Origin of the sequence: Halomonas rhizosphaerae (genome assembly GCF_030012485.1) — a bacterium.
GTDB classification, from domain to species: domain Bacteria; phylum Pseudomonadota; class Gammaproteobacteria; order Pseudomonadales; family Halomonadaceae; genus Halomonas; species Halomonas rhizosphaerae.
Genome location: NZ_JASCQQ010000029.1, coordinates 1 through 13,808, shown reverse-complemented (window position 1 = coordinate 13,808; position 13,808 = coordinate 1). Strand labels below are relative to the sequence as shown.

The window sequence follows — 13,808 nt, the reverse complement described above, 5'->3', positions numbered from 1 at the left end:
CCGGCATCGACGACAGTCAACAAGCGCAAAGGTGATCGACATGACGCAACCCCTTGCCCTCATCTTTCCCGGGCAGGGCTCCCAGCAGATCGGTATGCTGCGCGAGCTGGCAGAGCGTTACAGCGTGGTGCGCACGACCTTCGAGGAAGCGGCCGATGCCCTGGGCTACGACCTCTGGCAGGTGGTGCAGGAGGGGCCGGCCGAGGCGCTCAATGCCACCGCCTGCACTCAGCCGGCGCTGCTCACCGCCAGCGTGGCGGTCTGGCGCGTCTGGCAGGAGCTCGAGGGGCCGCGCCCCGGGGCCATGGCCGGCCACAGCCTGGGCGAGTACAGCGCCCTGGTCTGTGCCGGGGCGCTGCCCTTCGCCCAGGGCGTGCGCCTGGTGAAGCTGCGCGGCGAGGCGATGCAGGAGGCCGTGCCCGCCGGCGAGGGCGCCATGGCGGCGATTCTCGGCCTCGATGACGAGGCGGTGGAGCAGGCCTGTGTCCGGGCCGCCGACGGCGACGTGGTCGCTGCCGTCAACTACAATGCCCCGGGGCAGGTGGTGATCGCCGGCAGCAAGGCCGCCGTCGAGCGGGCCATCGCCGCCTGTCAGGAGGCCGGCGCCAAGCGCGCGATGCCGTTGCCGGTCTCGGTGCCGTCGCATTGCGAGCTGATGCGTCCGGCCGCCGAGCGCCTGGCGACCGCCATGGAGGAGATCGAGCTGCGCTCGCCGCGCTACACGGTGTTCCAGAACGTCGATGCCCAGGCCCATGCCGACGTGTCGACCCTGCGCACCCGGTTGATCGAGCAGCTCTACCAGCCGGTGCGCTGGACCTCCTGCATCGAGGCGATGACCGCCCGCGGTGCCGAGGTGTTCATCGAGTGCGGGCCGGGCAAGGTGCTCACCGGACTCAACAAGCGAATCGCCCGAGGCAGCAAGGGGCTGGCGGTCAACGACCCGGATAGCCTCTCTGCGGCCCTCGAGCTGGCCAGGGACGCCGTCGGCCAGTCGCCGTCGGCCAATGGCTGATTCATCTCCCGGACGTGGACGGATAGAGACCATGACAACCGAGCGTAGAGTCGCCCTGATCACCGGGGCTAGTCGCGGCATCGGCCGCGCCATCGCCCACGAGCTGGGCCGTCAGGGGCGTATCGTGATCGGTACGGCCACCACCGATGCCGGTGCCGAGCGCATCGGTGCCGACCTCGCGGAAGCGGGGGTCGAGGGGGGCGGTCGCCAGCTGGACGTCACCGACCCGGCCAGCGTCGATGCCCTGGTCAAGGCGGTCACCGAGGAGTTCGGTGCCCCCACCATCCTGGTCAACAATGCCGGCATCACGCGCGACAACCTGCTGATGCGCATGAAGGAAGACGAGTGGGACGCGGTGATCGACACCAATCTCAAGTCGGTCTATCGCGTCAGCAAGGCCTGCCTGCGCGGCATGACCCGTGCCCGTTTCGGCCGTATCGTCTCGATCAGTTCGGTGGTGGCCACCATGGGCAACCTCGGGCAGACCAACTATGCCGCCGCCAAGGCGGGCATGGAGGGGTTCACCCGGGCCCTGGCCCGCGAGGTGGCCTCTCGGGCCATCACCGTCAATGCGGTGGCACCTGGCTTCATCGCCACCGACATGACCGAATCCCTGCCGGAGGAGCAGCACAAGGCGCTGCTCGGCCAGATTCCGCTGGCGCGGCTCGGCGAGCCCGAGGAGATCGCCGCGGCGGTGGGCTTCCTGACCGGCGACACGGCGGGCTATATCACCGGCGAGACCCTGCATGTCAACGGCGGCATGAACATGCGTTGAAACCTCCGGGGGGTGGCGGTTGCGCCGACCCGGGGGCGTCTATAAACTACCCCGCAGCTTCCGGCTAGCGGATCTGGATCTTTAACGGCTGGTTTTCCGAACGGCCAATGTGAACGACTGGAGTACGTCATAATGAGCACCATCGAAGAGCGCGTGAAGAAGGTTGTGGCCGAGCGTCTGAACGTCAAGGAAGAAGACATCCAGAACTCCTCTTCCTTCACCGAGGACCTCGGCGCCGATTCCCTGGATACCGTCGAGCTGGTGATGGCGCTCGAAGAGGAGTTCGACACCGAGATTCCCGACGAGGAAGCCGAGAAGATCACGACCGTTCAGGAAGCCATCGACTACGTCAACGCCCACCAGTAAGGTGGCGGTCGATACCGCTTGCTGAGGCGTCCGGGGCCAATGCCCCGTGGAGAGCCGTCCTGCCATGTCAGGACGGCTCTCGTGCTATGTGCGACGGGAACTTGCCGAGCCCGCACAGGTCGGGGAGACTCGGGTATAATGCGCGCAATGACGTCCCCGTCGCGGGGTCGTGTCACAAAAGGTTGTCTGGAGGAAAGCTGATGACTCGTAGAAGGGTGGTGGTGACCGGGCTCGGTCTGGTCACGCCGGTGGGGAATACCGTGGAGGAGAGCTGGGCCAGCATCCTGGCCGGCAAGAGCGGTGTCGCGCCCATCGAACACTTCGATGTCAGCGCCTTCAACACGCGCTTCGGCGGGTCGGTGAAGGACTTCGACATCAGCCCGTACCTGAACCCCAAGGAGGCCCGCAAGATGGACCTCTTCATCCAGTACGGGATGGCCGCCGGTGCCCAGGCGATCCAGGATGCCGGGATCGAGTGTCACGAGGGCAATGCCGATCGTATCGGTGTGGCCATCGGCTCGGGGATCGGTGGCCTGCCGATGATCGAGCATAATCACAATGCCCTGCTCAAGGGCGGTGCGCGGCGGATCTCGCCCTTCTTCGTGCCGGGGTCGATCATCAACATGATCTCCGGCAACCTGGCAATACAGCACGGGTTCCGGGGCCCCAACATCGCCATCACCACGGCCTGTACCACCGGGACCCACAATATCGGCTACAGCGCCCGTACCATCGCCTACGGCGATGCCGACGTGATGGTCTGCGGTGGCGCCGAGATGGCGACCACGCCGCTGGGCCTGGGGGGCTTCTCGGCGGCCCGGGCGCTCTCCACCCGCAACGACGACCCGGCCGCGGCGAGCCGGCCCTGGGACCGGGACCGTGACGGCTTCGTGCTCTCCGATGGCGCCGGCGTGGTGGTGCTCGAGGAGTACGAGCAGGCCAAGGCCCGCGGGGCCACCATCTATGCCGAGCTCACCGGTTTCGGCATGAGCGACGATGCCTACCACATGACCGCGCCGCCGGAGGATGGCCACGGTGCCGCCCGCTCCATGCGCAATGCCATCCGCGATGCCGGCATCGACCCTTCGGCCGTCGACTACATCAACGCCCACGGCACCTCGACCGCGCACGGTGATCTGGCCGAGAGCCGGGCCGTCGAGCAGGTGATGGGCGAGGCCGCGAGGTCGGTGGCCGTCAGTTCCACCAAGTCGATGATCGGCCACCTGCTGGGTGCCGCCGGTGCCGTCGAGGCGGTGTTCAGCGTGCTGGCCATCCGTGACCAGGTGGCACCGCCGACCATCAACCTGGACAACCCCCAGGAAGGCTGCAACCTCGACTACGTGCCCCATACCGCCCGCGAGATGAAGATCGACGTCAGCCTCTCGAACTCCTTCGGCTTCGGCGGCACCAACGGCACCCTGGTCTTCGCCAGGGTGTGAGGCCCGAGGAACCTCAGGTGGGACCGGGTGCCTCGCCGGAAGGCTGGCCGCTGCATGATCGCGGCGTCGCCTATGGGGATGGCCTCTTCGAGACCGTGCTGCTGCGTGACGGTGCCCCGCAGTTGTGGGCGTATCACCTGGCGCGCCTGGCGCGTGGCTGTCGAGTGCTGGGGATGCCGATGCCCACCCAGCACGACCTGGAGCGCCCGTTGGCCCAGGCCGGGGAGGGGCTTGCGGTCCTCAAGCTGATCCTGACCCGGGGCAGTGGAGGGCGCGGCTATGCCCCTCCGGCGGCGCCCGATCCCCGGCTGCGCTGGCAGCTGTCGCCCTTCGTCCCCGATGCCGCTCGCTGGAAGGCGGGCGTGCGGGTCCGCCTCTGTCGCCTGCGGCTGGGACTCCAGCCGGCGCTCGCCGGGCTCAAGCACCTCAACCGCCTGGAGAACGTGCTCGCGCGGTCCGAGTGGTCGGGCGCCGACACCGCCGAGGGGCTGCTCTGCGACAGCGAGGACCGGCTGGTGGAGGCCACCTGCATGAACCTCTTCTGGCAGCGGGGGGGGCGGCTCGAGACGCCGCGCCTGGATCGCTGTGGCGTGGCCGGGACGCTGCGGGCTGTGCTGCTCGAGCGCCTGCCCATCGCGGAAGTGGATGCCGCCCCCGGGGTCCTGGCCAGTGCCGAGGCGGTCTGGCTCGGCAACTCGGTGCAGGGGCTCTGGCCGGTGACCCGGCTGGATGGGCCCGAGGGAGAGGCCCGCCAGCGCTGGACCATCGGCGCGGTGCACCGCCGCCTGCAGGCGGTGGCCCATGCGCCGCTCGGTCATCCGACGCGGCTTGACGACTGAACGAGGACGACCCAGATGGGGCGTGTACTGAAGATTCTGCTGGTTCTGGCCATCCTGGCGGCCCTGGTGGCATTCGCCGGGCATCGCTATTGGCAGTCACGACTGGAGGCGCCCATCGCTCTCGAGGAGCCAGCCCTCTACGAGGTGCCCGACGGCGCCGGCTACCACCGGGTGGTGAGCGAACTGGCCGAGCGGGGGATCCTCGTCGATGCGTGGGCCTTCCGGCTGCTCGCCCGCCTCGAGCCCGAGGCCCTGCCACGCCTGCGCCCCGGGGAGTATCGCCTGGTGCCCGGCATGAGCGGACGCGAGCTGCTTTCCCTGCTGGGCAGCGACGAGGTGGTCAGCTACCCGCTGACCATTCCCGAAGGCTGGACCTTCCGCCAGATGCGCGAGCTGCTCGATGCCGCGCCGAAGCTGGCGCACCGCACCGAGGGCCTCTCCGACGAGGAGGTGATGGCTCGGCTCGACCGCGAGGGGCGCCACCCCGAGGGCTGGTTCTTCCCGGATACCTACCGCTATCACAAGGGACTCAGCGACCTGGAGATCCTGCGCCAGGCCCTGGAGCGCATGGAGGCCACCCTCGATGAGCTCTGGGCCGGGCGCGACGACGACCTGCCCCTGGAGAGCCCCTACGAGGCGCTGATCATGGCCTCGCTGATCGAGCGCGAGACCGGGGCTCCCGAGGAGCGCCCGGAGATCGCCGGCGTCTTCACGCGCCGTCTCGAGCAGGGCATGCGACTGCAGACCGATCCCACCGTGATCTACGGCATGGGAGAGCGCTATGAGGGCAACATCACCCGCGCCGATCTGCGCGAGGCCACGCCCTACAACACCTACGTGATCGAGGGCCTGCCGCCCACGCCGATCGCCCTGCCCGGACGGGCCGCGCTGGAAGCCGCGGTGCAGCCCGAGGAGGGCGAGACGCTCTACTTCGTCGCCAAGGGCGACGGCACGCACCACTTCTCGCGTACCCTGCGCGAGCACAACAATGCCGTGAACCGGTATATCCGCAATCGCTGACTATCGAGCCGGAGAGCGCATGCCCGACGAGCGGACGACACCGCGAGGACGCTTTATCACCCTGGAAGGTGGAGAGGGGGTAGGCAAGTCCACCAACCTGGCCCTCGTGGTCGACCATCTGCGGGCGTGTGGCCACGAGGTGGTCGCCACACGCGAGCCCGGCGGCACGCCGCGCGCCGAGGCGATGCGCCGCCTGCTGCTCGATCCTGACGGCGAGGAGCCCCTCGATCAGGATGCCGAACTGCTGCTGGTCTTCGCCGCCCGGGCCCAGCACCTGGCGCGGGTGATCCGCCCGGCGCTCGCGCGGGGCGCCTGGGTGGTCTGCGACCGCTTCACCGATGCCACCTATGCCTACCAGGGAGGCGGGCGCGGCATCGAGGCGGCGCGCATCGCCGAGCTCGAGGCCTTCGTCCAGCAGGGCCTCACGCCCGACCTGACGCTGCTGCTGGACATGCCCATGGCCGCGGCCCAACGGCGCCTCGAAGGTCGCCTGAAGGGGCAGGGCGGCGAGCGCGACCGCTTCGAGCGGGAGCGCGGCACCTTCTTCGAGGCGGTGCGCCAGGCCTACCTCGCCCGTGCCGAGGCAGCGCCGGAGCGCATGGTGGTGATCGATGCCGGGGCCGGCCTGGCGGCGGTCCAGGCCGAACTGCTGGCGCGGCTGGACGAGCGGCTGGAGGCCTGGTCATGAGCGAGGTCGAGGTCCCCCGTCCCTTGCCCTGGCTGCAGGCGCGCTGGCAGGAGCTGGTGCGCCTGGCCGATGCCGGGCGACTGCCCCATGCGCTGCTGATCTCCGGTGCCCATGGCCTCGGCAAGCACTCCCTGGCCGAGGCGCTGGTGGCACGCACCCTCTGTGCCTCGCCGGGCGAGCACGCCTGCGGTCGCTGCCATGCCTGTCACATGCTGGCCTCGGGTTACCATCCGGATCTTCTGCGCGTGGCCCCCGAGGAGGGCAAGCGGCAGATCCGCATCGGCCCGGTGCGCGAGGTCAATGCCTTCGTCGCCCAGACCGCCCAGCAGGGCGGCTATCGCGTGATCGTGATCGCGCCGGCCGAGGCCATGAACGTGGCGGCGTCCAATGCGCTGCTCAAGAGCCTGGAGGAGCCCGGCGGACGGACGCTGTTCGTGCTGCTCGCCGACATCCCCTCGCGGCTGTTGCCCACCATCCGCTCGCGCTGCCAGCACTGGAGCCTGGCGGTACCGGCCGAGGCCGACTGCCGGGACTGGCTGGCCGAGCGTCTGGGCGGCGAGGAGGAGGCCCGCTTCTGGTTCCGGGCCGCGGGGGGGCTGCCGTTGCGGGCGCTGGAGCTCGCCGAGCCGGAGTCCCGGGCGCTGCGCCAGCAGCTCCTGGAGACCTTCGAGGCGCTGGTCAGGGGCGCCGAGCCGGTGGCCGAGGCGGCCCGCCTGGAGCGCCAGTCCATCGACGCCATCCTGTGGTACGGTATTGCCTGGCTCGAGGACCTGATTCGCCTGGGGCTCTCGGGCGACACCAGCGAGCTGCGCAACCCCGACCTGCTGGTACTCTATCGCCAGGCGGTCAAGAATGCTCGGGTACGTGACTGGTTCCGCCTGCTGGACTATGCCCGCGAGCAGCGTCGCCTGCTGGCCGAGGGGGGCAACCCCAATCCCCAATTGGCCCTCGAGGCCTGGCTGGTCCGCTGGTCCACGCTGCTGCGCTCTTGACCTGTTGTGCCCTTGACTGAGGAGGCTCCATGGCCGCACAGAAAGCGCTCTCCCTGACGATCCAGGACGTCCCGACCCTGCTCTCGGCCTACATGCCGGTGCTGGAGCGCGGCGGCATCTTCGTGCCCACCCGCGAGCGCTACGAGCTGGGCCAGGAGGTCTTCCTGCTGCTCATGCTCCCCGGGGATGCCGAACGGGTCCCGGTCACCGGCCAGGTGGTCTGGGTCTCGCCCGAGGGGGTGGCCGGGCGCCGCGTCCCGGGCATCGGCATCCACTTCAGTGCCGAGGACCAGGCCGTGCGGGATCGCATCGAGACCCTGCTGGCCGGCCATCTCGACAAGGGTGCCCCGACCTATACGCTCTGAGCGCGCCGAGTCTCTACTGCCCATCCATTCACATCGGTTGTTTTCCGAATGTTTGTCGACTCCCACTGCCATCTCGACCGTCTCGACCCCGGGACCCACGGCGGCGATCTTGCCGCCGCCCTCGATGCCGCCCGCGCCCGGGACGTGCGCCAGTTCCTGGCCATCGCCGTGACTCTCGACGACCTGCCGGCCCTGGCCGAGCTCGCCCGGACCCATGATGACCTGGTGATCTCCGCCGGCATTCATCCGTTACACAGCGTCGCCGAGGAGCCGAGCGTCGTTGCCATCATGGAGGCGGCCGAACGCTTCGGCGCCGTGGCCATCGGCGAGTGTGGCCTGGACTACCACTACCTCGACAAGTCGCCCGAGAGGGTGCCCTCCCGGGAGGTGCAGCGAGAGCGGTTCCGCCGCCAGCTGATGGCTGCCACCGAGCTGGAGCTACCGGTAATCATCCATACCCGGGACGCCCGCGACGATACCCTGGCCCTGATCCGCGAACATACCGACCCGGCGGTCGGCGGCGTGTTGCACTGCTTCACCGAGGACCTGGATATGGCCCGAGAGGCGGTGCGACATGGCTTCTACATCTCGCTGTCCGGCATCGTCACTTTCCGCAACGCCGAATCGCTTCGCGAGCTGGCACGACGGCTGCCGCTGGACCGGCTGCTGATCGAGACCGACAGCCCCTACCTGGCCCCGGTACCGCATCGTGGCAAGCCCAACGAGCCGGCCTGGGTGGTCGAGGTCGCCGAGTGCATCGCCGGCGAGCGGGGCATCAGCGTCGCGGAGGTCGCCGCCCAGACCACCGCCAACTTCTACCGGCTGTTCCGCGCCGCGGCGCCCGAGGCGCCGGCAGACGTGCGCGAGGCGCTGCGCTCCGCCGGGCTGGTCTAGGCTATCGTCATCACCCTGTCGTCCGTGGCCCGGGGGAGGGCGCATCATGCAACTCGATCCGCTACTGGCCCAGATCGACCCCGAAGGCGAGATTCCGCCCGTGGATCGCTGGCATCCCGAACACCTCGGCGAGATGGACCTGACCATCGCCGCAGATGGGCGCTGGATCCATGAGGGCACGCCCATTGCCCGACCGCGGCTGGTGCGCCTGCTCTCGACCATCCTGCGCCGCGAACCCGATGGCGACTATGTGCTGGTGACGCCGGCCGAGCGGCAGCGTATCCGGGTCGAGGACCGCCCCTTCCTGGTGGTGGATGCCGAGCGAGACGGGGACGGCCGCTGGTGGCTGACCACCAACGTCGGCGACCGCCTGGCACTCGGCGAGTCCCACCGCCTGGTGCTCAGCGAGACGCCGGCCGGTGAGACGGTGCCGGAGGTCGCGGTGCGCTTCGGGCTCGCCGCGCGGCTGGGTCGCAACGTCTACTACCGTCTGGTGGAGCAGGCCGAGACACGGGAGCTCGGCGGGGGCATCCTCGAGTTGGGCCTGACCAGCCAGGGCAGCTGGCAGCCCCTGGGGCGGCTGGATACCGGCGCGTCGAGTGATGGCGAGACACCATGTCGCTGATCCGCCAGCTGACCCCCGAGCAGCGCGCCGTGGTCGCCCATGAGCGGGGGCACGCCCGGGTCGCGGCGGTGGCCGGTGCCGGCAAGACCACGACCATGGTCGCCCGGGTACTGCACCTGCTCGCGCAGGGTGTCTCCCCGGCGCGGATCCTGGTGCTGATGTTCAACCGCTCGGCCCGGGAAGACTTCCAGGCCCGCCTGGCCGCGATGGCGCCGGACGGCCGGCCGCTGCCCGACGTGCGCACCTTCCACTCTCTCGGCCACCGGCTGACCGCGAGCCTGACACGCTGGGGGGCGCTCGCGCCACGTCAGCTGCTCACTGCCGACTGGCAGCTCGAGCGGCTCCTGCGCCAGGCCACCCTGGCCGCGCTGGGCGAGGCGCCCGAGGCCCGCGAAACGGCCCTGGAGGCCGAACGTCTCGAGGCGCTGGCCTACTTCTGCGGGCTGGTGAAGGCCGAGATGGCCTCGCCTGCCGAGCTCCACCGCCAGCTCGACTTCGGCGAGGAGACCGGCCACTTCGTGGGCGCCTTCGAGCATGCCGAGCGGCTGCTGGCCGACCAGGGGCTGATGACCTTCGCCGACCTGCTCTACCGTCCGCTGCTGGCGCTGGAGGCGGATGCCGGTCTGCGCGGCCGTGTCCAGGGCTTTCTCGACCACGTGGTCATCGACGAGTACCAGGACATCAACACTGCCCAGCAGCGGCTGCTGGCGCTGCTCGCCGGCCGTGATGCCGAGGTCATGGCGGTAGGCGATGCCAACCAGTGCATCTACGAGTGGCGGGGCGCCCACCCCGACACCATGCTGGAGAACTTCACCGCCACCTTCGGGGCGGCCCGCGACTACCCGCTCTCGACCACCTTCCGCCATGGCCATGCGCTGGCCCTCGCTGCCAATCACGCCATCGCCGCCAACCGGCGGCGTCCCGACCAGCTCTGCCTGGCCGCGCCGGGCAATCCCGCCACCGGCCTGGCCGTGGGGCAGGGCAGCCAGGGGCTGCTGGCCGAGCTCGAGGGCTGGCGTCGCGAGGGCCGCGGGCTGGACGAGGCCTGCCTGCTGGTGCGCAGCTGGGCGCTGTCGGTGCCGCTGCAGCTGGCGCTGCTTCGCGAGGGCATCCCCTTTCGCCTGGCCCGGGAGGATCGCTTCGTCTTCCGCCTGCCGCTGGTCGAGGCCCTCGCCGGCTATCTGCGTCTTGCCATCGAGCCCCGCCGGCTCCAGGATCCGGGGCACCTGGCGATGCTGCTGGCCCAGCCCACCCCCTTCGTGGCCCGGGAGCGGATCCTTGCCCTGGCGAGCCGCTTGGCCGAGACCCAGCGCTGGCCGGAGCGTCACGATCCGCTGCTCGATGGGCTCAGGCCCCACCAGCGACGCACCCTCAAGAAGCGTTGGGCATTGCTCTGCGATCTGCCCCGTCGATCGGCCTGGCCGCCGGCGCGTCTGCTCGAGCACGTGGTGTCCGAGGTCGAGGCCGAGAAGGTGCTCAAGCGCGCCGCCGCCCGACGCGACAAGGGCGAGGAGGACGTGCGCCTGCTCGACGTGCTGGTCGAGCAGGCCGGCGAACTGGGCAACGACACCGAGGCCTTCATCGAGCTACTCTCCCGGCCGGTGGAGAACCGCGACGACGGGGTGCTGATCAGCACGGTGCATGGCGCCAAGGGCCTGGAGTGGCCGCTGGTGCTGGTGGCGGGGGTCAACGAGGAGGACTTTCCCCACTACACCCGCGACAACCCCCTGACGCCGGGGCGCCTGGAGGAGGAGCGGCGGCTCTTCTACGTGGCCATCACCCGGGCGCGGGAACGCCTGGTGCTGCTCCATGACGGCGGTGACCACCGCCCCAGCCGCTTCATCGCCGAGTCCGCCTGGGAGGATGGCCAGCGCGTCGCCCGCCGGCTCGACGGCACCCAGGCGGGGGAGGCCCAGGGCCCGCTGCCGGTGTCCGATCCCGACCTGGTGGGGCGCTACCTGGCCTCGCTGGGCCACTCGCTGCCGCTGGTGGCGGCGCGTCCGGCCGCGAAGGCGGAGGCGCCGTCAGCCTGTTTCCATGTCGGACAGGCCCTGCGCCATGCGGTGTTCGGCGAGGGCCGGATCAGCGTGGTGGAGGGTGACCCGGACAACCCGGTGATCGAGGTACGCTTCCACAACGCCGGCCGGCGCCGCCTGATCGCCCGCCGGGCGCCCATCGAACTGCTGGAGGGAGTCAACGCATGTCCACCCCCCTGATCACGGCCGCCGCGCTGGCCGACGCCCTCGAGGGCGCCAACCCGCCCCGGGTGCTGGACTGTCGTGCTCGCCTGGGCGAGCCCGATGCGGGCCGCCGGCTGTGGTGGGAGGCCCACCTGCCGGGCAGCCACCACCTCGACCTGGACCGTGACCTGGCCGGCCCGCCGGGGGAGGGCGGCCGGCACCCGCTGCCCACGCCAGCGGCCTTCACCGCGGTGGTCCAGCGCCTGGGGATCAGGCCGGAACAGCCGGTGGTGGTCTATGACGACATGGGCGGCCAGCTCGCGGCGGCACGGGCCTGGTGGATGCTCGCCTGCTGGGCGGGCCATCCCGACGTGCGGCTCCTCGACGGTGGCCTCAGGGCCTGGCTGGCGGCGGGGGGCGAGCTGCTCGAGGATGGCGACCCCGAGGCCATGCCCGCAGGCTCCTTCTGGCAGCCGGCCTTTCATGATGAGCGCCACGTCACGGCCGAGAAGCTGCTGACAGGGCCCGCGACCCCCATCGACGCCCGCGCCAGGGAGCGCTTTCGCGGTGAGGCAGAACCCATCGATCCGGTGGCGGGCCACATCCCGGGGGCCGTGTGCCGGCCCAGTGCCGACAACCTGACCGGTGACGGCCACTTCAAGTCCGCCGCGGCGCTGGCCAGCGAGCTGCCCGAGGGCGAGTCGCCGATTGCCTACTGCGGCTCCGGCGTCACCGCCTGCCACACCATCCTCGCCTATGCGGTGGCCGGCCGGCCCCTGCCCAGGCTCTATCCCGGCTCATGGAGCGAGTGGATTCGCGATCCCTCGCGGCCCATCGCCACCGGCGACTGAACCCTGGCTACGCCCGGAGCTGTAAGCCATAAGCTTGAAGCTGGAAGGAAAACCGCCCCCAGGCGTATGCATGGGGGCGGTTCTGTTTCTGCTGACTTGGAGTTTACATATTGGGGTAGTTGGGCCCGCCGCCGCCTTCCGGTGCCACCCAGGTGATGTTCTGGGCCGGGTCCTTGATGTCGCAGGTCTTGCAGTGCACGCAGTTCTGGAAGTTGATCTGGAAGCGTGGCTTGCCGTCGTCGTCCTCGACCACCTCGTAGACCCCCACCGGGCAGTAGCGCTGGGCCGGTTCGGCATATTCGGGCAGGTTGTCGCGGATCGGCAGCTCGGGGTCGGCCAGCTTCAGGTGGCAGGGCTGGTCTTCCTCGTGGTTGGTGTTCGACAGGAACACCGAGGAGGGCTTGTCGAAGGAGAGCTTGCCGTCCGGTTTCGGGTAGTCGATCTTCTCGCACTCACTGGCGGGCTTGAGCGTCGCATGGTCCGGCGTGGTGTCGTGGAGGCTGGGCAGCTTGCCGCCGAGCAGCTGGTCGGCGAAGTTGTAGGCGCCGCCCAGGAAGGTGCCGTACTTGTGGATCGCCGGGCCGAAGCTGGCACTCTCCTTGAGTTCGGCGTAGGCCCAGCTGGTCTCCCACTTCTCGGTGAAGCGCGTCAGCTCCTGGCCGCCCTCGTCGCCCTCCGCGAGGGCCTCGAAGACGCTCTCCGCGGCCACCAGGCCGGACTTCATGGCGGTGTGCAGGCCCTTGATCTTGGCGAAGTTGAGCGTGCCGGCGTCGCAGCCGATCAGCAGCCCCCCGGGGAAGGTCATCTTCGGCAGGCAATTCAACCCGCCCTTGGCGATGGCGCGAGCCCCATAGGCGACGCGCTTGCCGCCCTCGAGATGTGTCGCCAGCACCGGATGGTGCTTCATGCGCTGGAACTCGTCGAAGGGCGACAGCCAGGGGTTCTGGTAGGAGAGGTCCATGATCAGGCCGACCACCACCTGCTGGTTCTCGGCGTGGTAGAGGAACCAGCCGCCGTGGGTGTGCTTGTCCAGCGGCCAGCCGGAGCCGTGCAGCACCAGCCCGGGTTCATGCTGCTCGGCGGGAATGTCCCACAGCTCCTTCAAGCCGATGCCATAGTGCTGCGGGTCCTTGCCCTCATCGAGCCCGAAGCGCTCGATCAGCCGCTTGCCCAGATGGCCCCGCGCCCCCTCGGCGAACAGGGTGTACTTGGCGCGCAGCTCCATGCCCGGCATATGGCCATCCTTGGGCTGGCCGTCGGCGCCCACGCCCATGTCGCCGATCAGTATGCCGCGCACGGTACCGTCCTCGTCCTGGATCACCTCCTGGGCGGCGAAGCCGGGGAAGATCTCCACGCCCAGCGCCTCGGCCTGCTCGGCCAGCCAGCGGCATAGGTTGCCGGCACTGATCACGTAGCGTGTCATGTCCCCGCCGGTGTTGTGCATGGAGGGCGGCACCAGCGCATTGGGCAGCTTCTGGCCCTTTTCGGCGTCCTTGAGCAGGTAGACCTCGTCGCGGGTGGCCGGCGTGGTCAGCGGGGCGCCCCGCTCCTCCCAGTCGGGGAAGAGCTCGGCCAGGGCGCGGGGTTCGAAGACCGCCCCGGAAAGGATATGGGCGCCCACCTCGGAGCCCTTCTCCACCACGCACACCGTCAGCTCCTGCTCCGCCTCGTTGGCCTGCTGCATCAGGCGAGCCGCCGCCGAGAGGCCCGAGGGTCCGGCGCCGACGATGACCACATCGAAGTCCATGGAATCGCGTTCGAC

The 13,808-nt window shown here is 69.9% G+C and carries 14 protein-coding genes; 13 read left to right on the top strand and 1 reads right to left on the bottom strand.

Annotated elements, in window-relative coordinates:
• Nucleotides 1-40: 40 nt before the first annotated feature.
• From fabD to QLQ86_RS14270, 13 genes are all read left to right on the top strand, one after another.
• Complete coding sequence (gene fabD / locus QLQ86_RS14330; protein ID WP_282817423.1) at nucleotides 41-1,012, top strand: ACP S-malonyltransferase; 972 nt, start codon at nucleotides 41-43, stop codon at nucleotides 1,010-1,012.
• A 31-nt stretch (nucleotides 1,013-1,043) separates the two neighbouring features.
• A complete protein-coding gene (fabG, locus tag QLQ86_RS14325; RefSeq protein WP_282817422.1) occupies nucleotides 1,044-1,787 on the top strand; it encodes a 3-oxoacyl-ACP reductase FabG in 744 nt (247 codons plus the stop codon).
• Nucleotides 1,788-1,919: 132 nt separating this feature from the next.
• Complete coding sequence (acpP, locus tag QLQ86_RS14320; RefSeq protein ID WP_008956801.1) at nucleotides 1,920-2,153, top strand: acyl carrier protein; 234 nt, start codon at nucleotides 1,920-1,922, stop codon at nucleotides 2,151-2,153.
• A 200-nt stretch (nucleotides 2,154-2,353) separates the two neighbouring features.
• A complete protein-coding gene (fabF, locus tag QLQ86_RS14315) occupies nucleotides 2,354-3,592 on the top strand; it encodes a beta-ketoacyl-ACP synthase II (RefSeq protein WP_282736178.1) in 1,239 nt (412 codons plus the stop codon).
• A 17-nt stretch (nucleotides 3,593-3,609) separates the two neighbouring features.
• A complete protein-coding gene (gene pabC / locus QLQ86_RS14310) occupies nucleotides 3,610-4,431 on the top strand; it encodes an aminodeoxychorismate lyase (RefSeq protein WP_282817421.1) in 822 nt (273 codons plus the stop codon).
• Between the two features lie 15 nt (nucleotides 4,432-4,446).
• The gene (gene mltG / locus QLQ86_RS14305) at nucleotides 4,447-5,451 is read left to right on the top strand and encodes an endolytic transglycosylase MltG (RefSeq protein ID WP_282736180.1); all 1,005 of its coding nucleotides are present in this window, start codon (nucleotides 4,447-4,449) and stop codon (nucleotides 5,449-5,451) included.
• A 19-nt stretch (nucleotides 5,452-5,470) separates the two neighbouring features.
• Complete coding sequence (gene tmk / locus QLQ86_RS14300; RefSeq protein ID WP_282736181.1) at nucleotides 5,471-6,139, top strand: dTMP kinase; 669 nt, start codon at nucleotides 5,471-5,473, stop codon at nucleotides 6,137-6,139.
• Nucleotides 6,136-7,131 (top strand): DNA polymerase III subunit delta', encoded by a 996-nt coding sequence (locus QLQ86_RS14295; RefSeq protein ID WP_282736182.1) that lies wholly within the window; start codon nucleotides 6,136-6,138, stop codon nucleotides 7,129-7,131. The genes tmk and QLQ86_RS14295 overlap by 4 nt, the downstream gene beginning before the upstream one ends.
• Nucleotides 7,132-7,160: 29 nt before the next feature.
• Nucleotides 7,161-7,496 (top strand): PilZ domain-containing protein, encoded by a 336-nt coding sequence (locus QLQ86_RS14290; protein WP_106229220.1) that lies wholly within the window; start codon nucleotides 7,161-7,163, stop codon nucleotides 7,494-7,496.
• Between the two features lie 48 nt (nucleotides 7,497-7,544).
• Nucleotides 7,545-8,390 (top strand): TatD family hydrolase, encoded by an 846-nt coding sequence (locus tag QLQ86_RS14285; RefSeq protein WP_282817420.1) that lies wholly within the window; start codon nucleotides 7,545-7,547, stop codon nucleotides 8,388-8,390.
• 46 nt (nucleotides 8,391-8,436) lie between these two features.
• Entirely contained in the window at nucleotides 8,437-9,015 is a 579-nt protein-coding gene (locus QLQ86_RS14280; RefSeq protein WP_282817419.1) for a DUF1285 domain-containing protein, read from the top strand.
• Entirely contained in the window at nucleotides 9,006-11,231 is a 2,226-nt protein-coding gene (locus QLQ86_RS14275) for an ATP-dependent helicase (protein WP_282817418.1), read from the top strand. Before QLQ86_RS14280 ends, QLQ86_RS14275 begins: the two co-directional genes overlap by 10 nt.
• Nucleotides 11,216-12,046: a sulfurtransferase gene (locus QLQ86_RS14270; protein ID WP_282817417.1), complete on the top strand. Its 831-nt coding sequence runs from the start codon at nucleotides 11,216-11,218 to the stop codon at nucleotides 12,044-12,046. Before QLQ86_RS14275 ends, QLQ86_RS14270 begins: the two co-directional genes overlap by 16 nt.
• 103 nt (nucleotides 12,047-12,149) lie before the next feature.
• On the opposite strand, the gene QLQ86_RS14265 is transcribed toward QLQ86_RS14270, so the two are convergent.
• Nucleotides 12,150-13,808 (bottom strand): electron transfer flavoprotein-ubiquinone oxidoreductase (locus tag QLQ86_RS14265; RefSeq protein WP_282817416.1); only part of this gene is annotated, 1,659 nt, incomplete at its 5' end.

Excerpts from the sequence above, each read along its gene's own strand:
- fabD (WP_282817423.1), top strand. The coding sequence starts at position 41 with ATGACGCAACCCCTTGCCCTCATCTTTCCCGGGCAGGGCTCCCAGCAG.
- fabG (WP_282817422.1), top strand. The coding sequence starts at position 1,044 with ATGACAACCGAGCGTAGAGTCGCCCTGATCACCGGGGCTAGTCGCGGC.
- acpP (WP_008956801.1), top strand. The coding sequence starts at position 1,920 with ATGAGCACCATCGAAGAGCGCGTGAAGAAGGTTGTGGCCGAGCGTCTG.
- fabF (WP_282736178.1), top strand. The coding sequence starts at position 2,354 with ATGACTCGTAGAAGGGTGGTGGTGACCGGGCTCGGTCTGGTCACGCCG.
- mltG (WP_282736180.1), top strand. The coding sequence starts at position 4,447 with ATGGGGCGTGTACTGAAGATTCTGCTGGTTCTGGCCATCCTGGCGGCC.
- tmk (WP_282736181.1), top strand. The coding sequence starts at position 5,471 with ATGCCCGACGAGCGGACGACACCGCGAGGACGCTTTATCACCCTGGAA.
- QLQ86_RS14295 (WP_282736182.1), top strand. The coding sequence starts at position 6,136 with ATGAGCGAGGTCGAGGTCCCCCGTCCCTTGCCCTGGCTGCAGGCGCGC.
- QLQ86_RS14290 (WP_106229220.1), top strand. The coding sequence starts at position 7,161 with ATGGCCGCACAGAAAGCGCTCTCCCTGACGATCCAGGACGTCCCGACC.
- QLQ86_RS14285 (WP_282817420.1), top strand. The coding sequence starts at position 7,545 with ATGTTTGTCGACTCCCACTGCCATCTCGACCGTCTCGACCCCGGGACC.
- QLQ86_RS14280 (WP_282817419.1), top strand. The coding sequence starts at position 8,437 with ATGCAACTCGATCCGCTACTGGCCCAGATCGACCCCGAAGGCGAGATT.
- QLQ86_RS14275 (WP_282817418.1), top strand. The coding sequence starts at position 9,006 with ATGTCGCTGATCCGCCAGCTGACCCCCGAGCAGCGCGCCGTGGTCGCC.
- QLQ86_RS14270 (WP_282817417.1), top strand. The coding sequence starts at position 11,216 with ATGTCCACCCCCCTGATCACGGCCGCCGCGCTGGCCGACGCCCTCGAG.